The 22,728-nt window shown below is 53.1% G+C and carries 23 protein-coding genes, 1 pseudogene and 2 riboswitches; of the genes and pseudogenes, 19 read left to right on the forward strand and 5 right to left on the reverse strand.

Annotated features, from left to right (window positions below; genetic code table 11):
- From J3482_RS14315 to spoVM, 10 genes and pseudogenes are all read left to right on the forward strand, one after another.
- Window positions 1-525: pseudogene (locus tag J3482_RS14315) on the forward strand (hypothetical protein); the annotation flags it as partial.
- A gap of 86 nt (window positions 526-611) precedes the next feature.
- Window positions 612-1,082 carry a peptide deformylase gene (def, locus tag J3482_RS14320; RefSeq protein ID WP_021295445.1) on the forward strand — a complete coding sequence of 157 codons (471 nt, stop codon included), beginning with the start codon at window positions 612-614 and terminating at the stop codon, window positions 1,080-1,082.
- Window positions 1,082-2,023, forward strand: coding sequence for a methionyl-tRNA formyltransferase (gene fmt, locus J3482_RS14325; protein ID WP_146822029.1), 942 nt, complete (start codon window positions 1,082-1,084; stop codon window positions 2,021-2,023). Before def ends, fmt begins: the two co-directional genes overlap by 1 nt.
- Window positions 2,020-3,378, forward strand: a complete 1,359-nt coding sequence (rsmB, locus tag J3482_RS14330) for a 16S rRNA (cytosine(967)-C(5))-methyltransferase RsmB (protein ID WP_146822030.1) — start codon at window positions 2,020-2,022, stop codon at window positions 3,376-3,378. The genes fmt and rsmB overlap by 4 nt, the downstream gene beginning before the upstream one ends.
- A gap of 13 nt (window positions 3,379-3,391) precedes the next feature.
- A complete protein-coding gene (gene rlmN / locus J3482_RS14335; protein WP_146822031.1) occupies window positions 3,392-4,438 on the forward strand; it encodes a dual-specificity RNA methyltransferase RlmN in 1,047 nt (348 codons plus the stop codon).
- Window positions 4,439-4,523: 85 nt separating this feature from the next.
- Window positions 4,524-5,285 (forward strand): Stp1/IreP family PP2C-type Ser/Thr phosphatase, encoded by a 762-nt coding sequence (locus J3482_RS14340; RefSeq protein WP_146822032.1) that lies wholly within the window; start codon window positions 4,524-4,526, stop codon window positions 5,283-5,285.
- The gene (gene pknB / locus J3482_RS14345) at window positions 5,282-7,309 is read left to right on the forward strand and encodes a Stk1 family PASTA domain-containing Ser/Thr kinase (RefSeq protein WP_146822033.1); all 2,028 of its coding nucleotides are present in this window, start codon (window positions 5,282-5,284) and stop codon (window positions 7,307-7,309) included. The genes J3482_RS14340 and pknB overlap by 4 nt, the downstream gene beginning before the upstream one ends.
- 22 nt (window positions 7,310-7,331) lie before the next feature.
- Window positions 7,332-8,207: a ribosome small subunit-dependent GTPase A gene (gene rsgA, locus J3482_RS14350; protein WP_146822034.1), complete on the forward strand. Its 876-nt coding sequence runs from the start codon at window positions 7,332-7,334 to the stop codon at window positions 8,205-8,207.
- Between the two features lie 2 nt (window positions 8,208-8,209).
- On the forward strand, window positions 8,210-8,875 hold the full coding sequence (gene rpe / locus J3482_RS14355; protein WP_146822078.1) for a ribulose-phosphate 3-epimerase: 666 nt from the start codon (window positions 8,210-8,212) through the stop codon (window positions 8,873-8,875).
- Window positions 8,876-9,076: 201 nt separating this feature from the next.
- Window positions 9,077-9,160, forward strand: a complete 84-nt coding sequence (gene spoVM, locus J3482_RS14360; RefSeq protein ID WP_021295453.1) for a stage V sporulation protein SpoVM — start codon at window positions 9,077-9,079, stop codon at window positions 9,158-9,160.
- 76 nt (window positions 9,161-9,236) lie between these two features.
- Here spoVM and rpmB read toward each other — a convergent pair whose 3' ends face one another.
- Window positions 9,237-9,428: a 50S ribosomal protein L28 gene (gene rpmB, locus J3482_RS14365; protein WP_021295454.1), complete on the reverse strand. Its 192-nt coding sequence runs from the start codon at window positions 9,426-9,428 to the stop codon at window positions 9,237-9,239.
- A gap of 178 nt (window positions 9,429-9,606) precedes the next feature.
- Between rpmB and J3482_RS14370 the strand changes: the two genes are divergently transcribed.
- The 3 genes from J3482_RS14370 (at window position 9,607) to J3482_RS14380 (ending at window position 12,382) form a co-directional block, all read left to right on the forward strand.
- On the forward strand, window positions 9,607-9,960 hold the full coding sequence (locus J3482_RS14370) for an Asp23/Gls24 family envelope stress response protein (protein WP_021295455.1): 354 nt from the start codon (window positions 9,607-9,609) through the stop codon (window positions 9,958-9,960).
- 64 nt (window positions 9,961-10,024) lie between these two features.
- Complete coding sequence (gene recG, locus J3482_RS14375) at window positions 10,025-12,070, forward strand: ATP-dependent DNA helicase RecG (protein ID WP_146822035.1); 2,046 nt, start codon at window positions 10,025-10,027, stop codon at window positions 12,068-12,070.
- 111 nt (window positions 12,071-12,181) lie between these two features.
- Entirely contained in the window at window positions 12,182-12,382 is a 201-nt protein-coding gene (locus J3482_RS14380; RefSeq protein WP_021295457.1) for an alpha/beta-type small acid-soluble spore protein, read from the forward strand.
- 88 nt (window positions 12,383-12,470) lie between these two features.
- On the opposite strand, the gene J3482_RS14385 is transcribed toward J3482_RS14380, so the two are convergent.
- Window positions 12,471-13,076, reverse strand: coding sequence for a methionine ABC transporter permease (locus J3482_RS14385; protein ID WP_146822079.1), 606 nt, complete (start codon window positions 13,074-13,076; stop codon window positions 12,471-12,473).
- Window positions 13,077-13,126: 50 nt separating this feature from the next.
- Window positions 13,127-14,173: a methionine ABC transporter ATP-binding protein gene (locus J3482_RS14390; protein ID WP_206922605.1), complete on the reverse strand. Its 1,047-nt coding sequence runs from the start codon at window positions 14,171-14,173 to the stop codon at window positions 13,127-13,129.
- Between the two features lie 75 nt (window positions 14,174-14,248).
- Window positions 14,249-14,372: riboswitch (SAM riboswitch) on the reverse strand.
- A 197-nt stretch (window positions 14,373-14,569) separates the two neighbouring features.
- Window positions 14,570-14,672, forward strand: a riboswitch (SAM riboswitch).
- Between the two features lie 83 nt (window positions 14,673-14,755).
- Between J3482_RS14390 and J3482_RS14395 the strand changes: the two genes are divergently transcribed.
- From J3482_RS14395 to J3482_RS14410, 4 genes are all read left to right on the forward strand, one after another.
- Entirely contained in the window at window positions 14,756-15,619 is an 864-nt protein-coding gene (locus J3482_RS14395) for a MetQ/NlpA family ABC transporter substrate-binding protein (RefSeq protein WP_146822037.1), read from the forward strand.
- Between the two features lie 159 nt (window positions 15,620-15,778).
- Entirely contained in the window at window positions 15,779-16,603 is an 825-nt protein-coding gene (gene asd / locus J3482_RS14400) for an archaetidylserine decarboxylase (RefSeq protein WP_146822038.1), read from the forward strand.
- A gap of 157 nt (window positions 16,604-16,760) precedes the next feature.
- A complete protein-coding gene (locus J3482_RS14405) occupies window positions 16,761-17,909 on the forward strand; it encodes an NAD-dependent epimerase/dehydratase family protein (protein WP_146822039.1) in 1,149 nt (382 codons plus the stop codon).
- A 9-nt stretch (window positions 17,910-17,918) separates the two neighbouring features.
- Window positions 17,919-19,073 (forward strand): glycosyltransferase family 4 protein, encoded by a 1,155-nt coding sequence (locus J3482_RS14410; RefSeq protein WP_146822040.1) that lies wholly within the window; start codon window positions 17,919-17,921, stop codon window positions 19,071-19,073.
- A 128-nt stretch (window positions 19,074-19,201) separates the two neighbouring features.
- On the opposite strand, the gene J3482_RS14415 is transcribed toward J3482_RS14410, so the two are convergent.
- On the reverse strand, window positions 19,202-20,581 hold the full coding sequence (locus J3482_RS14415) for an amidase (RefSeq protein ID WP_206922606.1): 1,380 nt from the start codon (window positions 20,579-20,581) through the stop codon (window positions 19,202-19,204).
- A gap of 51 nt (window positions 20,582-20,632) precedes the next feature.
- Window positions 20,633-21,265: a CBS domain-containing protein gene (locus J3482_RS14420; protein ID WP_188332152.1), complete on the reverse strand. Its 633-nt coding sequence runs from the start codon at window positions 21,263-21,265 to the stop codon at window positions 20,633-20,635.
- Between the two features lie 352 nt (window positions 21,266-21,617).
- On the opposite strand from J3482_RS14420, the gene rsmD reads away from it, so the two are divergent.
- Window positions 21,618-22,166 (forward strand): 16S rRNA (guanine(966)-N(2))-methyltransferase RsmD, encoded by a 549-nt coding sequence (rsmD, locus tag J3482_RS14425; RefSeq protein WP_146822043.1) that lies wholly within the window; start codon window positions 21,618-21,620, stop codon window positions 22,164-22,166.
- Window positions 22,167-22,222: 56 nt separating this feature from the next.
- Complete coding sequence (coaD, locus tag J3482_RS14430) at window positions 22,223-22,723, forward strand: pantetheine-phosphate adenylyltransferase (RefSeq protein WP_146822044.1); 501 nt, start codon at window positions 22,223-22,225, stop codon at window positions 22,721-22,723.
- Window positions 22,724-22,728: the final 5 nt, after the last annotated feature.

Here is a 22,728-nt window from a genome sequence, read left to right on the forward strand (position 1 = left end):
CTCGGTGATATTGCAAGCCTTTTGGGAATGCTCGGTTTTAACATTTTGCAGTTGGCCGGTGTGTCGGTGGAAAGTCGGGGCTTTTTGATTGAGACGGACGGCGTCACGGTAATTCAGACCTACCGCCCTGATCACTTTGTGGTGTTGGCCGCGGCTCGCCACGATTTTCCCGCGTTTTATCGGGAAGAGCGGATGCAGCGGGAGGTGTTTTCTTACCCTCCGTTTTGTGAATTGGCTGTGTTGCTGGCCACGCACACGGACGAGGTTGTCGCGCGCGGTGCGGCTGCTCGTTTCGAACGGGAACTTCGCCGGGCGCAACTGCCAGAGGGAACGGTCATTTTACCTGCATCGCCGAGTGGAATTCGGCGGATTGAGGATAAATATCGATATCAAGTTGTGTTAAAGTATCAACGTTGGGATGACGTGCGAAATGTAGTCGCTGCGGCGTTCAGGCTCGTCAAGCAACGAATGAACGAGTACGGCGGCGCGTGTCGGCTCGATGTCAATGCGCAGCGCATTGGCTAGATAAATCATCTTTAGGTCTTGAATGTTCGTTTTTGATTCAACGTTTTTGATTCAACGTTTTTGATTCAATGAAAGGAGGCCGTATCGTGTCGATTCGAATCATCCGAATTGGGGAAGACCCTGCGCTGCGGCAGCGGGCAAAAGAAGTGACGAAATTTAATGCGGCGATTCACAAGCTGCTCGACGATATGGCAGAGACGATGCGCCACGCGGATGGCGTTGGACTCGCTGCGAACCAAATTGGTATTTTAAAGCGCTTGGTGGTCATCGATGTCGGACAAGGATTGATAGAACTGGTCAATCCAGAGATTCTAGAACGTCGCGGTCAGCAGTATGGACCAGAAGGTTGTCTCTCGCTGCCAGGCATCAGTGGCAAGGTAGAGCGCGCACAATACGTGAAGATTCGTGCGCAAAATCGCGACGGTGAGCCGTTCGAATTAGAGGGTGAGGACTTGTTGGCGCGTTGCATCCAACACGAAATCGACCACCTCAATGGCATCCTGTTCACGGATTACTTGCGCGAAGATGAGATTGAACGAGTGGAGGAGCGCGCGTAATGTCGGTTAAGGTGGTCTTTATGGGGACGCCTGATTTTGCGGTGCCAACGCTAGATGCGTTGGTGTCGCAAGGTTGGGAACTGCTGGTGGTCACGCAGCCGGACAAACGAGTGGGAAGAAAAAAAGTGCTTACGCCGCCGCCAGTCAAGGCGGCTGCTTTGCGCCATGGGTTGCCTGTTCTCCAACCGGAAAAGGTGCGTGACAAGGCAAGTGTCGAGGAAATACTAGCGTTTGCGCCGGATTTGATTGTCACGGCGGCCTATGGCCAGTTGCTGCCAACCTCGGTGTTGTCTATCCCAAAGGTTGGCGCGATTAATGTGCACGCTTCCTTGTTGCCGCGATGGCGCGGCGCTGCACCCATTCATCGCGCCATTATGGCGGGGGACGAGATGACGGGTGTGACTCTGATGGAGATGGTGAAGGCGCTCGATGCGGGCCCTATGCTCGAACAGCGGGCTATCCCGATTCTCGATGAGGACGACGTCGGGTCCCTGCACGACAAGTTAGCGGAACTGGGTGCCAAGATGTGTGTCGAGGTGCTGCCAAAGTATTTGGCCGGTGACATTGTGGTCACCGAACAACCGGAAACGGGTGTCACATACGCGGCGAGAATCGAACGCGAAGACGAATTTATCGATTGGGCACAGTCGGCACAAGTTGTTCATCGTCAGATTCGCGGCTTGTCACCTTGGCCAGGCGCCAGTGCCTGGGATGGCGAACAGACGTACAAAGTATGGGCGGCGAAAAAAAGTGAAGGCCTTGTGAAACTCGAGCCGGGCCAGGTACGTCGTATCGGTGGGGAGATTGTTGTAGGCTGCGGTGACGACGCGCTCGTTCTTGAGACGATTCAACCTTCAGGAAAGCGAAAAATGTCGGCGCGCGATTGGTTTGCTGGTCTGCGCCAGGACGATTTTGCGTTTGTGCGAGGACTGCCATCATGAAAGATACCGCGCGTTCTGTCGCATTTCGAACGCTCTCCCGCGTCTATGAGGACGAGGCGTTTACGAATGTCGCACTATTACACGCCCTGTCGGACGATACGTTGTCCCCGCGGGACAAGGCCCTTTGTACGGAAATTGTCTATGGGACGGTACGTCATCAAATTACGATTGACACACTGCTCCAATTATATATCAAGCGAAAACTGCGGGACGTCGAGCAGAAAGTGCTCACAATCCTTCGGATGAGTGTATATCAGCTGGCGTATCTGGCGCGTGTTCCAGCGTATGCCGTGATTGACGAAGCGGTCAATCTCGCAAAACGTCACGCGCGTCCTGCCAGCGGTTTTGTCAATGGCGTGTTGCGTTCCTACTTGCGCGCAGGTGGGACGCTGGAGGAGCGGATAGAAGATTTGCTCCGCAAGCGTCGAGCGAACGACGTGTCGGCGCTCAGCTTGCGTCATGGATTTCCAGAGTGGATGGTTCGTGCGTTGCTCGATGCTTATGGGCGCCCACGGGCAGAGGCGATGCTTGCCGCCTGTAACGACGCGGCACCGTTGACGGTTCGGGTGAATCCATTGAAGACGACGCGTCATGAACTGAAAGAGACACTCGCAGAGGCGCTGCACACGGATGTTCGAGATGGCGTATTGTCGCCGCAGGCGCTTGTCGTCCCGGGCGCGGTCAACGTGGAGAACTTGTCTGCGTACCAAACGGGTCAATGTACCATACAGGATGAGGCGGCGATGTTGATTGCGCCACTTTTAGGGCCAGAGCCAGGAATGCATGTTCTAGATATGTGTGCGGCCCCTGGTGGCAAGACGACGCACATTGCCGAATTAATGCGCGATGAGGGCACAATAGACGCATACGACGTGTATCTGCAGAAGGTGCGAATGATTCAGGCGCAGTCGGAGCGTTTGGGGTTGCGCAGCATTGTGGCTTCACTCGGCGATGGGCGCCAATTCGCAGACAAACAAGCTCAGTACGACGCGGTCTTGGTCGATGCACCCTGTAGTGGGTTAGGCGTCATGCGCAGGCGACCAGATATCCGCCATCGCCGCAAGCCGTCCGATATTTCGCAGTTGGTGACGCTGCAGCGTGAATTGCTCGGGGCAGCGATTCAAGCGACACGCCCGGGTGGTGTGATTGTCTATGCGACATGCACGCTCATGCCGGAAGAAAACCAGCAAGTCGTCGATTGGATTCAACAGCATACCGGTGTATCGGTTGTCGTAGAGGATATTCGCGAGTTGGTTCCGGCTAATCTTGCGGGCGATGTGTCAGGTGGGTTGACCATCACGCCCGAGCAGTATGGCACGGATGGATTTTTTATGGCGCGGTTGAAAAAGCAGTAGGGGGGTGACGAAGTTGGTACACTTGTATGATTTTACATTGCGTGAACTGACGACGTGGATGCAAGAGGAGCACGGCGAGCCGGCATACCGGGCGCGTCAGGTGTTTGAGTGGTTGTATCAGAAGCGCGTGACGACGTTCGACGAGATGACGAATCTGCCGAAAGGCTTGCGTAGCAAGCTGGCGGAAACCTGTGTTCTTGGCACGGCGACGGAAGTGACACATCAACAGTCGAAGGTTGATCCGACGACAAAATTTTTATTGGGTTGGCCCGATGGCGTCACCGTGGAGACGGTCTTGATGCAGCATAACTACGGCAACAGCGTCTGTGTGTCGTCACAGGTCGGGTGCAAGATGGGCTGCACGTTTTGTGCGTCTACGCTCGGCGGTATGATTCGTCAGATGCGTGCCGGTGAGATGGTGGAACAACTGTTGTTCAGTCAGCGACTGCTTGACAATCAGGGTGAACGTGTATCGTCGGTTGTCTTGATGGGTTCCGGTGAGCCGATGGACAACTATGACCAAGTGATGCGCTTCGTCGATATCATTAGCGATGCACATGGCTTACATATCGGCCAGCGCCATATCACCATTTCCACGGTCGGCTTGGTACCTGGCATTCAGCGGTTGGCGGACGAAGGCAGGGCGATGACCTTGGCGGTATCTCTGCACGCGCCCAACGATGCGCTGCGTTCGTCCATGATGCCTGTCAATAAGGCGTATCCAATTGCCAAGCTGATGGATGCATGTCATTATTACAATCAAAAAACAGGCAAGCGAATTAGTTTTGAATATGCATTGGTCGGCGGCAAGAACGACTCGCTCGAGTGCGCAAAGGAACTGGCTGACTTGTTGCGGGGATTGCCTTGCCACGTGAACTTGATTCCGGTCAATTACGTACCGGAGCGCGATGTGCAACGAACGGCGAAGAAACAGATTTACGCGTTCTGGAATGCCCTTCAGTCGTACGGTGTGAATGCGACAATCCGCCGAGAGATGGGGCACGATATCGCGGCTGCGTGTGGTCAGCTTCGCGCTGAGCATATGAAAGAGCGCGCATAAGGGTAAATGGTGTGCATTTAGAGTGCGCGTCCGGGGGTGCGCCGCGCCCCGGACGGCCTCGTTCGCTTACAGAGGTGTTCATGGGATGTTATATGCTGCGAAATCTCACATCGGCCTAGTTCGGACAATGAATCAAGACGGATATATTATCGTGCCCAATCTCGGACAAGGGGAACTGTATCTTGTCGCGGATGGCATGGGTGGCCCGTCTGCAGGGGATGTCGCCAGTCAACTCGCCGTCGAGCGAGTGAGCGCTTATATGAAGGAACATATTGGAGGTCAGAGCGATTCGGCTGATGTGTTGTTGGCAGCTGTCCATCACGCCAATGAGGCCATCTATCAAGAGGCAACTGGAAATCCTGATTACCAGGGGATGGGGACGACGATTGTCTGCGCCTATGCGGACAACCATCAGGTTCATATCGCGCACGTTGGCGACAGCCGCGCATACCTCTTGTCCGGTGGTGAACTCCGGCAGGTGACGAAAGACCACAGCTTGGTTGCTGAATTGGTACGTCGAGGACAACTGACACAGGATGAAGCAAAAGTCCATCCACAGCGCAATATCGTGACGAGATCACTCGGTACGGAACCGCGCAGTGTTCCGGATGTCAACAGTTTTACTTGGCAAGAGGCGGATACCATGCTGCTTTGTTCGGATGGCCTTACGAACCTGGTCGACGACGCGGAAATCGGGCAGTTTATGCAGAGGGCGCAGTGTTGTCAAGACGAGGCGTCTTTGAATCAAGTCCTGGAAGATATGATTGAACTCGTGCTCAAGCGCGGTGGCTCTGATAACGTGACCGCACTGGTTGTCGTCCACCGAGAGGAGCGTGGTGACGCTTGAACGCACGGATTCTTGGTGGGCGTTATCAACTCCAGGAGGTTATAGGTGGCGGTGGCATGGCCATTGTCTATCGAGCGGTCGATACATTGCTCGATAGAGTGGTGGCTATCAAGATGCTACGCAGCCAGTTCGTCGAAGACGAGGAGTTTGTCGGACGTTTTCGCCAGGAGGCGCAAAATGCGGCTCGTCTGTCCCACCCGAATATCGTCAACGTATATGATGTCGGAGTTGCCGACAAAGAATACTACATCGTGATGGAATATGTCGATGGCCAGACGTTGAAGGATGTCATCGTCGAACGAGCGCCCTTGCCCGTTGACGAGGCGATTGACCTTTGTGTGCAAATCTGCGCAGCTTTAGCACACGCGCATGAACAGCATATTATTCACCGCGACGTCAAACCACACAACATTCTGGTGAACAAGTTTGGCGTTGTCAAAGTGACCGATTTTGGGATTGCGCGTGCGGTGACAGGTAATACCATCACAGATAGGCAGGCGACGAGCGTCTTGGGTTCTGTGCACTACTTCTCGCCAGAACAGGCGCGTGGTGGGCAGACCGACGCGAAAAGCGATATCTATTCGCTGGGCGTCGTACTTTATGAGATGCTCACAGGCAGTTTGCCGTTCAGTGGACCGTCGCCGGTGAGTGTTGCCCTAAAACACTTGCGGGAACAGTTTGTCGAACCGCGTGAGTTGAATAAGGATATTCCGCAGAGTCTCGAAAATATTATTCTTCGGTGTATGGTGAAGGCGCCAGAGGGCCGCTACGTCAATATGGCCGCTGTGAAGGCCGATTTGGAAGATGCGCTGGAACATCCAAATGTCCCGAAGTTTCAACCGGCGCTCGACTACGATGACAAGACCATCGCGGTACCCGTGGTCGGGGATGGCTTCTCCGATGTTTCGCCCGAGATTCGAGCGGTCAAGCCGCGTCGTTCGTGGCGCAGGGTGGGTACTTATATTGGCATTGGCGTCGTTGCTGCTGCGGCGCTTGGCGTGGGTGGATATGCGGCGATTGCTTTGGTCACGCACCTCGTCGAGGTGCCAGATGCTTCGTTGCCGTCGGTCGTCGGGAAGTCTGCGGACGCGGCGATGAAGTCTTTGGAGAACGCAGGCTTTAGTGCGAATCAAATCAAAGAAGACTACGAACCGAATGCCAGTAAGCCGAAGGGCATCGTGTACGACCAGTCGCCAAGTGGCAACACAAAGGTGAAGAGAACCCGTGAAATCACGTTGTATATTAGTAAAGGTGCACCAAAGCTGTCGATGCCGGACGTCACGGGACAGCCTTATGACCAAGCTAAACAGTCGCTTATCTCTGCTGGTTTTTCGGCTGCGAATATCACGGAGCAAACGCAAGAGAGTTCGACGGTGCCCTCGGGTCAGGTCATTTCCTCGAATCCTGCCGCCGGTGAGCCAGTGGCCACGAACGGTAAGATTATTTTGACGGTCAGCCAGCAGGAAAATACGACGGTTCCGAATTTGCTGGGTCTATCCTATGACGATGCCGTACAGGCCTTGGAGAGCGCCAATCTCAAGGTCGGTAAGGTCTCTTATAACAAGACGACGCAGATTCCGGACGGGCAGGTGTACTACATTTATCCGTATGTGGAGGGGCAGAGTGTGCCGGCGGGATCGACCGTCAATTTGTACGTGGCTGAAAATCCCGGTAACACTTCGGGTTCCGGAAACAATGGTACGGGGAATGGTTCGGCCGATAACAATTCGACGGCGAGCGGTGGCGCAACGGGATTAGCTAATGGCACAGGCAATGGTACATCGGCGTCGTCTACCGCAGAGCCACACAAAGTCTCGATAACGGTGCAAGCGCAAAAGGGGCCAGCGACGCAGGTGGAAGTGGTCATTGACGACGCAAATGGCGACAATCAAGTGGTCGTCAATCAATCAGTGCATAAGACGACGACCTGGCAGGAGACATTGTATTTGGATCCCGGCCAAACGGGCGATGTGAAAGTTTACGAGAACGGCAAATTGGCCAACGATTATCCGGTTCGAGGATGAGCCGAATGAAGGGAGTGTCTGTGTGGCAGAAGGGCGTGTAGTACGGGCGATTAGCGGGTTTTTCGACGTGTACGACAACGGTTTGGTGCGGCGATGTCGCGCGCGCGGCGTGTTTAAAAAACAGGGCGTCACAGTGCTTGTTGGCGACATCGTCAGGTATGACCCCATCGGCACGAAAGAGGGGATTATCACATCCGTGTTGCCACGGCAATCCGAGTTGGTTCGGCCGCCCATTGCGAATGTCAATCACGTCCTGGTTGTCTTTGCATTTGTCACGCCAGACCTCAACTTCTTGATGCTTGACAAGACGATTGCGGCAGCGCTCATCGCTGGAGTTGAGCCGAGTGTCGTGTTTACCAAGGCGGATTTGGTCGACGAAGAGACGGCACAGAGAACGTGTGCCATTTATCGCGATTGTGGGTTTCGCACTCTGGCCATTGCGACCAAGCAGGGGACGGGTGTCGATGCGGTGCGCGAGTTGATGAAAGGTCGCGTCAATGTCGTTGCCGGTCCTTCTGGTGCCGGGAAGTCGACGCTCGCGAACGCGTTGTCTCCGGGTTTGCAATTGCAAATGGGGGAAGTTAGCGAAAAGATTGGCCGTGGCAAACAAACCACGCGACATGTTGAACTATTTCAACTGGACGAGGATACCTGGCTGGCAGATGCACCGGGTTTTAGTCAGTTGCAGTTGAATGTCGAGTCGCGTGAACTGAAACGATATTTCCCAGATTTTATAGCGCCCGCAGGTACTTGTGCATACCGCGGTTGTATGCATGTGGATGAGGACGGTTGCGGGGTGAAGGCACAGGTCGATTCTGGGCGAATTCACCGGTCGCGTTACGATAGTTACGTTCAGATGTATCAAGCGTTGCGGGAGCAGGAGGAGAACATGTATTGAGGATGCAGATTGCGCCCTCGATTCTGTCCGCAGACTTTGGCAAGTTTGCGGCGGAAGTCGAAGAGGTTATTGAAGCCGGTTGTGATTGGATTCACGTGGATGTGATGGACGGCCAGTTCGTGCCAAACATCACGATGGGCCATCAGGTGGTTGAGGCACTTCGCAAGCGATTTGATTGCACGCTGGACGTGCATTTGATGGTGACGGAGCCAGAGCGGGTGATTTCTGCGTTTGCGGACGCAGGTGCCGATGTCATCACGGTCCACAAAGAGGCTACGCCACATGTACATCGGGCGCTAGAGTTGGTCCGCAGTTACGGCATCCAGGCAGGTCTGGCGTTGAACCCGGGTACGGCGCTGGATGGCTTGGAGTACGTCGATGATCTAATCGATTTATTACTCATTATGACTGTGAATCCGGGATTTGGTGGCCAGACGTTCATCCCCGCCACACGCAACAAGATTCGCGATGCGAGAGCGCGGTTGGTGAAGGCGAATCGCGGGAATGTTCGTATCGAAGTCGATGGCGGCATCAATTTGCAGACCATTGGCGATGCGAAGTTGGCTGGAGCAGAAATTTTTGTAGCGGGATCGGCTGTGTTTGGAGAGCCGGATCGCAAAGCGGCCATCGGGGCGTTGTTGCGCGCGCTCGACGCGGCACAGGCGTAAGTGGGCAAGTAAAGCGGCTGCAGTTCGTGCGGCGCTTAAAAACCGCGTCAATGCAGGAGATTGCATCGTCGCGGTTTTTGCCTTTTGCGATTTAGACTTGTCTCAGCACATTTCGACAGTTTGCGAATATACATAGGTAGCGATAGAGGCGCTTGCCCAGCCAGATACCCTGGTGCAGGCTGGTCGAGGGGGGGAAGTGGTTTGAAATTTTATACAATCAAGTTGCCGCGGTTTTTAGGGGGCATCGTCAAAGCGATGCTAGGCACGTTTACGAAGGATTCTTAATATGTACTGATTGTAGGGCACAATTTCAAAACGAAAAAAGCACCTCCAAAGGGTGCTTTTTTCACATTCGTGTCAATTATACAGCGCGCGTAACCTTGCCCGCTTTCAGGCAGCGCGTACACACGCGAACCCGCTTCACGGTCCCGTTGACGTTGGCACGTACCAACTGAATGTTGGGAAGCCAACGGCGTTTGGTCAGGATGTGTGAGTGGCTTACCTTGTTGCCGACCTGAGGTCCGCGTCCGCAAATTTCACATCGTCTAGCCATGCGAACACCTCCTTGACCACGATAATTCGTAAATTTTGGCATACTCATGGTTGTAAAACCGAAATTGACCTCGTGTAGTTTAGCACATATGCATAGTTTCCGCAACTATGCTTCCGAGGACGTGCGTCTTTATAGTACAATGGTGGAAAACACGCAGAAGTGGATAGGGAGGACTCCCATGCCGAAGACCATTGAAACGCAGTACGGCCAAGTATCCGTCGCAGACGAAGTCATTGCCACCAGTGCTGGCTACGCGGCGATGGAATGTGAAGGGCTCGCCGCAATGGCGTCGCGACGTCAGGTGGTAGACCGCCTGACAGAAGTGTTTGGGCGAGATAACCCTGGACGCGGTGTGGAGGTGCGGTTTGCCGATGGTTCTCTGCATGTAGACTTATATATCGTGGTCAATTATGGCGTCAATATTTACGAAACGGCACAGACGATTCGGCAGAAGGTGCACTATCTCTTGTCGGACACCGTCGGCGTAGACCCGACGACCATCAATATTTTTGTTCAAGGTGTGAAGTTTTAATGCTCGGGCTTGTTCCGTGTGATTGCGCCAACAAGTCCGCGTGCCGCGATGGAGTGTCGTTGGAGTGAATCTAAGGCAAACGCCCGTACGCAGCCTGCCAGGGGTCGGTCCCAGTAAGGAGACTGAATTGGCTGCGCTCGGTATTTATACAGTAAACGACTTATTACATGCGTTTCCGTATCGCTATGAAGACCGCAGAGTGAAGCCGCTTGCCGCATGGCAGGATGGAGAACGCATCACTGTACGCGCAACCGTTGCTGGTGAGGCAACGGTTCGTTGGCGTGGATCGAAATCGATGTTGTCGGCGAAACTCCGCGTGGACGGCCAAAACACGATTTTCGCGACCTGGTTTTCACAGCACTATTTGAAACCGAAAATGACCGATGGGCGCATTGTAACCGTCACAGGGAAGTGGAACGAGCAAAAGCGCTTGCTTGCTGTGTCTGAGACGTCATTTGACGCCGCTGAACGCGTTCGCGTAGGTGTTCCATTTTTACCTGTGTATCACGCGAGCAAGTCGTTTTCCTCCCGCCAGTTGCATCAGTTGATTTTAAAAGCATTGGACCTCTATGCGAATGAGTTGCCCGAATTACTTCCGTTTGCCTTATCGCAAAAGTATCGTTTGTGGTCTCATCGCGATGCTGTTCGCGCTATGCATCAACCGACCTCGATGGAGGATTTGCGTCAGGCGAGGCGGAGACTGGTGTTTGAGGAGTTTCTGCTTTTCCAAATGCAGCTACATTGGTTTCGCGAACATCGGGCGCAACCTGTGGGGCATCATAAAGAAATCTCGGATACGGCTGTGGAGCGGTTTCGACAAGCGCTGCCGGCGCAGTTGACTGACGCCCAGGTGAAGGCATGTGCGGAAATTCTGGCGGACCTTCGCGCACCAAAGATGATGGCTCGGTTATTACAGGGTGATGTTGGCTCAGGAAAGACCTGGGTGGCTTTGTTTGCGTGTTATGCGGCATATACGGCGGGGTATCAAGCGGCACTTATGGCGCCGACAGAAATTCTGGCGGAACAGCATTATCGGGAAGCCGTCCGCGTGTTATCGCCACTTGGCGTCGAAGTAAGACTCTTGACTGGGAGTACGGGTGTCAAAGATCGGCGGATGGCCCTGTCTGGTCTTGCCAGTGGTGATGTGCATTTGATTGTCGGTACACACGCGTTATTGACAGATGACGTGGCATTTTCTCGATTGGGTTTGGTGGTCACAGATGAGCAGCATCGATTTGGCGTCTCGCAGCGCTCTGTGTTACGGGCAAAGGGGGAGTCTCCGGACGTTCTCATGCTGTCGGCTACGCCCATTCCCAGGACGCTTGCGTTGGCCGTCTATGGGGATGTCGATGTCTCCGTGTTGAATGAAGTTCCGAGAGGGCGCCAACCGATTGAAACCGTCGCCTTTTCGATGAATCACGAGGACGACGCGATTCGCCTCGTTCGACGGGCTTTGGCGAAAGGTCAGCAGGCTTATATTGTGGCACCGACGATTGAAGAGTCGGAAACGATGGAGATGGCGGCAGTGACTGACATCTTCGAGCGCTTGCAGGACAAGCTCGCAGGCTATTCTGTGGCACTGTTGCACGGCAAGATGAGCGCCCGGGAAAAGGACGATATTATGCGCAGGTTTCGCGACTGCGAGACACAAGTGTTGGTGGCGACCACCGTGATTGAAGTCGGAATTGACGTACCGAACGCGACGGTGATGGTGATTTACAACGCGGAACGGTTTGGCCTTGCGCAACTCCATCAATTACGTGGCCGCGTGGGGCGCGGGGCAGAGGCGAGCACGTGTGTTCTATTGACGGAAGTGCACAATGAGACCGCGAAAGCGCGCATTGAGACGATGGTGTCGACGCAAGATGGTTTTGTGATTGCTGAAAAGGATTTGGAACTGCGTGGACCTGGTGAATTTTTGGGCGTTCGGCAGAGCGGCCTTCCGCAGTTTGCGGTTGGCGATTTGGTCAGGGATTACAAAATTATGACGGTTGCCCGCGAAGAAGCGACGGCGATGTTGCAATCGGATACGTTTTGGTTGTCACCAGCGTATGAGCCGCTGCGCAAGGCAATTGAGCAGTTACCGGAGCAGGCGTTTTACCGGGACTGAGTACGTTTGTTAACGTGTGCGGAATTTGTCGGATGTGGTCGAAACTGGTAATTATAATTCTCCTTGATGCGAGCATACTACGACTACAACGACAAGGGGAGGTGAAATGGCATGGCGAATAACAACAGTGGAAGCAACCAGCATTTGATCTCCGGAGCAAGCCGCGCACTTGACCAAATGAAATACGAAATCGCATCCGAGTTCGGCGTGCAATTGGGCGCTGAGACGACCGCTCGTCAGAACGGTTCGGTCGGTGGTGAGATTACGAAACGTTTGGTGGCGTTTGCTGAACAACAGCTTTCTGGCCGCTAAACCTTGCGTTGCACGAAAGAAAGGCTGTCCCTTATGGGATAGCCTTTTTTTCGTGGGCCGTTTACCGAAATTTGGGGGAACATGCAAATTAGCCACGGCGTTTCGCGAAATGGTGAACGACCCGGTCACCGGTCATTTGCAAAATTTGAACGAGGATAATCAAAACAATGGTCGTCACAATCATTACGTTGGTCTGGAAGCGCTCATAACCATAGCGCACGGCTAAGTCACCTAAGCCACCGCCGCCAATGACGCCAGACATCGCCGAGTTGCCGACGAGTGCTACGGCTGTGAGCGTGACGCCAGCGAGGATGCTCGGCCAGGACTCGCGAAGTAACACGCGCCATACAATTGTCATGACGTTTGCACCCATTGATTGCGCTGCTTCAATGACGCCAGGATGAACTTCGCGCAGGGCGGTCTCAGCGACGCGGGCGAAAAATGGCGCTGCGCTGATGACCAAAGGCACAATCGCCGCATTGATACCAATCGATGTCCCGACTATCCATTCTGTGAACGGAATCAAGGCGATTAACAGAATGATGAACGGGACGGAGCGAACGATGTTGACAACGACGGATGTCACTTGATACACAATCCGATTCGGTCGCAAACCGCTTGCTGCAGTCATGTACAAAAGGATGCCAATGGGCAATCCGATGACGACCGACAGCAGTGTGGAAATGACAATCATATAGATAGTCGATCCGGTTGCCTGCCAAATATCCGGCCACACAATTCCATTTAACACGATACAGTCACCTCCGTCGCCTGTGGCAAAATGTCGGTTATCTGTTCTTTCAGCAGGATGAATCCTGCCTGTTCCAAGCGCTGAATTGCCGCATCTACGACCGTTTTCTCACCGAACCAGGCGACGGTCAATTGACCAAAGGGAACATCTTTCACCGTGTCAATCGTGCCGCGCAGGATGCTGAATGTGCAGCCTGTCGATTGCGCGACCTCAGCCAAAATAGGGTCGTGCGCAGTGGCCCCGGTAAAGGCGATTTCGACAACGCGCGTCGCCGCCGATGGCACAGTCGGCGAAAGCGGCGCTTGATGTATCTGAAACAGGCGCTTGGTGACGTCGTGCGAGGGTTTCAATAACACATCTAAAACGCGGCCTGATTCGACAATGGCGCCTTCTGTCATGACAGCGACCCGATCACAGATATCTCGCACGACCTCCATTTGGTGTGTCACCATGACGATGGTCAGACCAAGTTGGTGGTTGATGTCTTTTAATAGCGACAAAATGGATTTTGTCGTCTCCGGATCTAATGCGGATGTCGCCTCGTCACACAAGAGCACGGACGGCTCTGCCGCGAGTGCGCGCGCAATTGCCACCCGCTGTTTTTGCCCGCCAGAGAGTTGGCTTGGGTACTGTCGTTCATAGCCAGTCAGTCCAACGAGTTGGAGCATTTCTGCCACGCGTGCGCGCACCTGCGCGGCGGGCATTTTGGCTAAACGCAGTGGAAACGCGATGTTTTCAGCCACCGTCGCCGAGGACAGCAGGTGAAAATGTTGAAAGATCATGCCGATTTTTCTGCGTTTCTGGTTTAGCTCGCGCTTTGATAGGCGGGTCAGGTCGACACCGTCCACAATGACTGACCCGGCGCTCGGACGCTCTAACAAGTTGATACAGCGTAACAGGGTACTTTTGCCGGCACCGGAATAGCCGATGAGCCCGAACACCTCACCTGTATCAATGCGCAGAGACACGTTGCGCACAGCTGTTGTTTCGTCGCCGCGGCTTTGGCGATATGTCTTCGAGATGTTGTCGAGGATAATCACTGTCGCTAAATCTCCTATCTGTTCAACAGGATAAAAACGAAAAGCGCGCCTTGAGAAGGCGCGCTTGTGCTCGTCTTCTCATCTATCGGACATCCGTTTGTCCGCAGGATTTAGCACCGCCAGTGCGTCGTAGTGTTAGTACGACCACATCGGTTGCCGGGCTTCATAGGGCCAGTCCCTCCGCCGCTCTCGATGAGAATGATTATCTTGTCGCGTAGTTTTCCTACGTCGTATTTCGTCGTGTAAATCAGACAGTCACCAAGTTTATACCACAGAGAAAATCCTTGCAACTCTATTGACAACTGGATGGTGTCCGCAGTATAACCTGTTTCAGGCCCACGGCGCTACTTGCGCCGGTCAAAAATAAAGTACGTGACAACGATAAAAAGCAATTGACTCTTATCGAGAGTAGGCTGAGGGACTGGCCCGATGAAGCCCGGCAACCGACATGGCTAACATGCACGGTGCTAACTCCTGCGGATTTTCCGGGAGATGAGAGGACATGTGAAACCATGCCTCTTTTCCCTGTGGAAAAGAGGCTTTTGTCGTTGGGCCGAGGAGTGGAGAGGGGACTTGCCAATCATGCGCAACATCAAACGTGCGACCGCAGTGGTCGCGGCGGTTATGTTCAGTTCTGCGTTTGCCGTCGGGTGTGGTACTGCGGGGACAGACAATCAATCGATAACTCGTGGCAATGGGACTGCTTCTGCAAAAAAGGAGGTCGTCCTGAAGGTTGCCGCCAGCCCGACACCACATGCGGAAATTCTGAATGACATTAAGCCTGTGCTGGCGAAGGAAGGAATCGACTTGCAGGTTGTCGTTTATGACGACTACATTCAGCCGAACCGTGCACTGGCGGCTGGTCAGGTGGATGCAAATTACTTTCAACACAAACCGTACTTGGAGGACTACAATCAGAAGAACCATACGGATTTGGTACCGACGGTTGCCGTGCACTTTGAGCCGCTCGGCCTTTATCCAGGTAAGAGCAAGTCACTGTCCAACATTCCGAACGGGGCGACCATTGCCGTGCCGAATGATACGACAAACGAGGCGCGTGCATTGTTGCTGCTACAAAACGCAGGGATTTTGAAATTGAAGAATCCAAACAGCATTGATGAGACGACGGCCGATATTGTTTCGAATCCGCACAATGTAAAAATTGAAGAGCTCGATGCGGCCGCAATTCCTCGGACAGTGCACGATGTCGACTACGCTGTCATCAACGGCAACTATGCAATCGACGCCGGGTACACGACGAAAGATGCGCTCGACGTGGAAAAAGCCGATAGCTTGGCTGCAAAAACTTATGCCAATTATATTGTCATCCGCCCAGACGAGAAGAATGATTGGCGGATTAAAGATCTTGATAAGGCAATTACCTCCCCGCAGGTGAAAAAATTTATTGAACAGAAATACCAGGGTTCAGTTGTCCCAGTATTTTAATCTGTTGTATTGAGGCCCACCCACTGTACCAGCGGTTTTCTTACCGTTTTTTGGTACAGTAGGTGGGCTTTCTTCTATTTTCGTAGGCGCGTACACCTAGACAAAGTGTTGAAAAACCCCTATATTGACTCTAATCCATAGTGTAAAAAAGAGGGAATCATGAAGTCTTTGTTCGTTCGAAGTCTACTTTGGCTCATGCCAAAGCGTGCCTATACAAACATCATTGGTGCCATCGTACGTCGCCGCTTTAGTGCGCGTCTGATTCCGTGGTATGCGCGTCATTTTTCCATTAATCTGGACGAATTGGCGAAGCCCCTTCAGGAGCATACGAGTTTGGGGGAGTTCTTTTCTAGAAAATTGTCAGCGGAAGCACGACCGATTGCGGATGGTATAGTATCGCCTGTCGATGGTGAGGTCAGCTCGATGGGGAAAATTGATAAGAACATCCTTTTGCAAATCAAAGGTTATACTTACACGCTTGATGAACTGTTGGCCGATAGCGAGGCCGCGGCCAACTATGCCAATGGCTGGTATGTCACTTTATATCTGAGTCCCAGTGACTATCACCGCATTCATGCGCCATTGGACTGTGTTGCACGCCGCTATCGACATATTCCAGGCACGTTATATCCCGTAAACGTGCATGGGGTTTCACATGTGCAAAGGCTGTTTGTACGCAATGAGCGCGTCGTTACGCACTTTGATTCAGCGCATGGTTCGTTTGCAATGGTCAAGGTGGGCGCAGCTGGGGTGGGCAGTATCGTCGTTCCGTTTGGGGACCTGCCGTCTGGGCGCAGGCGACAGCGTGGTCCGATTCTCGATAAACCTTGCCAAGAGTCATTTGTCAAGGGAGAAGAAGTGGGCTATTTTGCTCTGGGCTCTACGGTAGTTCTCCTATTTCCACCGTCGGTGACGCTGCGGTTTGTCGTTTCGCCTGGGGATAAAATCCGGATGGGGTGCACCATTGCCCAAATTGAGAGGTAACCGATTTTTCCCGTTTTGGCGGTGATAAATCACCAGGTTATCAATTTGGAAAACATACCAGCCTATGCTACGGGGTTGCCCCTATGCATGAAAACTTGTACATTGTAGTAGGAATAGACTAGCGTCTACATATGAATTGTTGGGGTGAATCGTCAACGTGAAAATTATGATTGCCGGTGGAGACGGGTTTTGTGGATGGCCGACGGCGCTGTACTTCTCTGAAAAGGGACACGACGTGGCTATTGTCGACAACCTCATCCGCCGCGAGTGGGACAAAGAATTAGGAACCCAATCGCTAACACCGATTGCCTCCATGGATGAACGATTGCAAGCATGGACAGAGAAGTCTGGTAAGTCCATTCGCTTTTATCTTGGTGACTTGCAGGACTATGAATTTGTGGAACATATTTTTAAGGACTTCGAGCCGGAAGCGTTCGTTCACTACGCTGAACAGCGTTCTGCGCCGTATTCCATGATTGATCGTCAGCATGCTGTATTTACGCAAGTAAACAACGTGGTCGGCAACTTGAACGTCCTGTTTGCAATTAAAGAGATTGTTCCAGATTGCCATCTGATTAAGTTGGGTACAATGGGAGAGTATGGGACGCCAAATATCGATATCGAGGAAGGGTACATCCGAATTGTCCACAAGGGTCGCGAAGATGTCCTTCCGTATCCGAAACAGCCGTTCTCGTTTTACCATCTGTCGAAGGTTCACGACAGTCACAACATCATGTTCACATGCCGTTCGTGGGGTCTTCGTGCGACTGACTTGAACCAAGGTGTCGTGTATGGCTTGTGGACTAACGAGACACAGGGCGACGAACGTTTGGTCAACCGGATTGACTACGATGGTGTATTTGGAACCGCGTTGAATCGCTTCTGTATCCAAGCTGCAGTCGGGCATGATTTGACTGTTTATGGGAAAGGCGGGCAAACCCGCGCGTTCCTCGATATCCGTGACACGCTCCAATGTGTTGAACTGGCTGCGCTCAATCCTGCCGATAGAGGCGAATTCCGCGTATTCAACCAGTTTACGGAGCAGTTTTCCGTGCTCGAATTGGCACAGCGCGTTCAGAACGTGGCACAAGGGATGGGGATTGAAGCAAAGATTGCCCATCTTGAGAATCCGCGTGTGGAGAAGGAAGAGCACTATTATAATGCGGTTCACACAAAGCTGCTAGATCTTGGATTGCAGCCGCACTTGTTGTCTGATGAGTTGATTCAAGGGTTGATTGAAACCGCTGGGAAATACCGCGAACGCGTCGATTTTGACGTAATCCGACCGAATGCAACCTGGAGGTAATTGAGACTCATGCGAATAGCGATGTTTACGGAGACGTTTTTGCCATCGACAGACGGGATTGTGACACGATTGCGTGCCACGCTCAATTATTTGGAGCAGGAAGGGCATGAAGTGTTGATGTTCGCGCCGTCTGGCGCGCCGGCGAAATACGCCTCCGCGACCATCGTAGGGATTCCGGCCATGCCGTTTATCCTGTATCCAGAAAAGCGGTACGCGTTGCCGCTACCGCGGATTGGCCGAGCAATCAAACGGTTTCAACCCGATTTGATTCACGCGGTCAATCCCGCGTTTCTAGGGTTAGGCGGCATCTACTACGCATGGCGTTACCATCTGCCGCTTATCGCGTCATATCACACGAATGTGCCGGCTTATGCTCGGCATTATAAGCTGAATTTCTTGGAACCCGCATTGTGGTGGTATTTTCGTACCTTGCACAACCGTGCGGATATCAATCTGGCCACTTCTCGCGCCACGATGAACGAGTTAGAAAAGCAAGGATTTTTGAACCTTGGCCTGTGGGAACGCGGTGTAGATGTCGAGTTGTTTCAACAGGCGAAGCGTTCGACGGAGATGCGCAGGCGCCTCGCACCGAAGGCCGGGCCGAATGACCCAGTTCTTTTGTACGTTGGTCGCTTGGCGTCGGAGAAAAATATTGAACGCATCCGCCCTTGCTTAGACGAATTCCCTGATTTGCATTTGGCGATTGTGGGCGATGGCCCTTATCGACGCGATTTGGAACAAATCTTTGCGGGGACGAATGCGCACTTCACTGGCTATATGCACGGCGCTGAACTGGCGGAGGCGTACGCGTCGGCGGATGCATTTTTATTCCCGTCGACCACCGAGACGTTGGGCTTGGTGTTGTTTGAAGCGATGGCCACGGGCTTGCCTGTACTCGCTGCGGATAGTCCTCCGACACGTGAGGTCTTGGAGAATGGACGGGCCGGGTTCATTTTCGATTCTTCTTCGGATACCGCGATGATTGAGTGCGTGCGGCAATTGTTGACGGACGACGAACGTCGGCGTGCTATTCAGCAACGCGGGTTGGAAATTGCCAAAACGTTAGACTGGGAGGGGCCAAGTCGGCAACTTCTGGAACATTACGAGGCGGTTTGCAAAGCACATAAGTTAGTTCCACGGCCGGTACAGTCAGGTACGAGATAAGGCTGTCACGTGGTTTGTTTTTGAAAAAGAGGGATGCCCCCATCCACTGGGGCATCCCTCTTTTTGAGTGGATGGACTCATTTGACTTGAGGGTTGAAGATAAAGGCAGTGAAACGGATGATTGCCATCTACTCGTTTCGCTCTGCCAGTAATCGTTCAACTTGTTCGGCAATCCGCAATAACTGCGCGTCTCGCCCCATGTTACTGACGAGTTGAAGGCCAAATGGCAAGCCATCAATCGTACCAGCGGGGATAGAAATGGCCGGTACGCCCGATAAATTCCATGGATTGGTGAAGCGCGTCATGAGTGGCCGAATGTGAGTGGTGCCTTCTGTGATGTCGATGGATTCTGTGCCGAGTTTTGGTGCGGTCACCGGCGTGGTGGGCAGAAGGATGACGTCAAGATTGACGAACCACTGTTCAATGACGTTTTGAAACGCTGTACGGAAGCTCAAGCTCTCGATGTATTCCTTTGCGGATACCTGACTAGATGTCTCCAGGCGTTCGAGTACGTCCGCCCCGTATAAGTGCCGGTGCGTCTGTAATCGAGCTTGATGGACGGCAAATGCCTCTGCGCCTTGGATGTTGCCTTGGTGTCTGGCGATTTCGTCCTCGTCAAAGCGAATGTTCTCCTGGTGGGCGACAAGGCCTTTCTCCCGCAGAAAGCCGAGAATGGATGCAAAGTGCCGCTTGATTGACGCAGTACCGAATCGGTCAATCAGCCCTTGTGGAATGCCGATAGAGAGGGGGGCATGCGCAGTTTGGTCGAGTGCGGCGAACAGGGATTGGCTCGTCCCGTATGCGCCCGTCAGCACGTCGGTCACAAGCGCCGCATCGCGGACGGTGCGAGTGAGGGGGCCGACGTGATCGAGCGTTTGAGCAAGGGGGAGCACTCCGTCGACGGGCACGAGGCCGTGTGACGGCTTGTAACCGACAATCCCCGTTAAGGATGCAGGAATGCGAATGCTGCCGCCAGTGTCTGTGCCAATGCTGGCGAGGACGAGTGCCGCCTTGACGGATGCGGCGCTACCGCCACTTGATCCGCCCGTCATTCGCTCTCGGTCAACTGGATTTCGCGCAGGCCCAAAATGTGGGTTTTCGTTGGTGATGCCGTAGGCAAACTCGTGAAGGTGCGTCTTGCCGACGATAATGGCCTGTGCTTGCTCGAGGCGATTCACGACCGTGGCGTTCGCCTGTGGCTGGAACTCGCGGTATATCTGACTTCCATAGGTGGTTTTGGCGAAGGAGGTGTCAATCAAATCTTTGATGGATAGTGGGATGCCCGCAAGTGGGCCAAGTGCTTCTGGAAATGTTTCATAAAGTGTGTCGACGGCTGTGGCTCTTTGCCGCGCATAGTCGTCGCTGACGCTCAAGAACGCATTCAAATCGGGATTGACCGATTGAATGCGCTCCAGGCAATGATTTGTTAACTCAAGTGCCGTACACGCGTGGCGCCTTAGCATTTGCAGACTGGCGACCAGCGTCTCGGGCAGCGTCGTTATGGCCATGGAGGGTTACTTCCTTTCTAGGGCTATGGGTGGTGCTGTATTTGCTGCAGCTTATCCGTTGACTTGGATAACGAGGAATCCTGCGCGTTCCAAGTCGTCGACGAGGGTGTTCAACTTGCTGGATTTCCGTACTTTTAACAATACGCGGCGGTTTAAAGGTTCTCCCGCGTCAAAAGGAACGCAGGTCACAACGCTGACGCCGAGGCGATGGGTCGCGTTGAACATTCGCTCAAATGCACCTTCTACTTCTGGTACACCCAACAGCAGCCGATCTGATTCGACATTTTTCGCAAATGCGACCGCGAGTGCATTTTGTACATTGCTGCGCTTGACGATGCCGAGAAAATGTTCCCCTTGAACGATGGGGACAAATGGGATTTTTGTGATGATTTCGATGGTGTCCTCAAAGTGATGGTCTAAACTGAGCTTTGGGACGTCACGAAGGACGCAGGTGTCAATCGGCTGATCTAGAAAATCTTCATACGAACCATTTTCCGCCTTGTAAAACGCTTCGAACGCTTCGAAGATGCTGCGCTTGCTGACAATGCCTAAGAACTGTTCCTCGTCATCGATACATGGCAAGCTTAGATGCTTCGACATTTTTTGTAGTGCAGCTCGGATGGATTCATTTGGGCGAATGAGCACCAATTCGGAAATCGGCGTTAAGCAATTGCGGATAAACACGTCTACACACCCCCATATCTTGCTGAAATTATACTACGGCAAGGTTCGAAACAGGGAGAGTAAGTTGAACTATGCAGTGCAGAAAACCCACGCCCGGGTACGCGTGGGTCTGCCGGTGCTTACCATGGTCGGTTCGCACGCTTCTGGGAGAGGAGAAAACCGGAGGAAGAGTGGATGGGGACACCGCTCTCTTCGCACTCGGTTGCCTACAACAGCTATCGCCGTTGTCGAAATTAGTATCGACTATATTGCGTATGCTCATACACAGTTTGTTGAGGTTTACGTAGTTTTGATGAACTAAAGCCATATGGTAAAGTTGTGAAATCAAGATTCGTAAGTGGGGTAGACAATTGTGCGCGTCATCGCGGGAAAGTGGAAAGGTCATTCACTGCAAGCGCCAAAGGGGCGAGATACCAGACCGACGACCGACAGGGTGAAAGAGTCGATGTTCAACCTCTTGCCGCACCAGTTGGAGGGCGATATTGTCGTTGACTTATTTGCGGGCTCTGGCGCACTTGGAATCGAAGCGCTTAGCCGCGGAGCCAAAAGGGCAGTATTTGTCGATGCCGATAGGCGCGCGTTTAATGTCGTGCGGGAGAATCTTGTGAAACTCGACGCACTTGCGCAGGCGACGGTATGGAGCCTAGATTGGCGGCGGGCCGTCGTGAAACTCTCGGCGGAAGTGCCCGATGTCGATTGGGTGTTTTTAGATCCGCCGTATGACAAGGCATTATGGGAACCTGTGACGATGGCACTCGCAGAGCATGTCCAGATTCGAGGAGGCATTGTTTGCGAGACGCCAAAACACCACACACTCCCGCTCAACATGGGTGGATTTGTTCGGGTAAAGTATAAAGTGTATGGCGATATCGCCGTCAGCGTCTACCAATCATCGATTTGATGACGAATTGCGGCCTATGCTGCGGTGAGCATCAATTGGAAACCGGAGGCATAAACATGCGTCGCGCCGTCTATCCTGGCACATTTGATCCGATAACCAATGGACATTTAGATATCTTACGGCATGTCGTTGGGCTGTTTGACGAGATTATCGTCGGTGTTCTTCATAATCCTGCGAAGCACCCGTTGTTTACGGTCGATGAACGGGTCGCGTTCGCACGTGCGGCGACACAGGCATATGCCAACGTATCTGTCGCCTCATTTTCTGGCTTGTTAGTCGATTTTTGTCGTGTTAGTGACGTTGCATATATCGTTCGAGGCGTTCGCAGCTCGGCGGATTTGCAGGTGGAATTGCAAATGGCGCAGATGAACGAGTCGCTGTATTCCGAGGTACATACGTTATTTGTACCCGCCTCTCCAAAATGGTCGTTTGTCAGTTCTTCGTTGGTCAAGGATGTTGCCTCACACGGCGGATTGGTGCGGGCGTTTGTACCCGACGTCGTGAATGAGGCATTGGTACGTCGTTTTGGGCAGAATGGAGCGAATGCCAAGGGGTGAGGAAC

This window comes from Alicyclobacillus suci (assembly GCF_017329615.1).
GTDB lineage: Bacteria > Bacillota > Bacilli > Alicyclobacillales > Alicyclobacillaceae > Alicyclobacillus > Alicyclobacillus suci.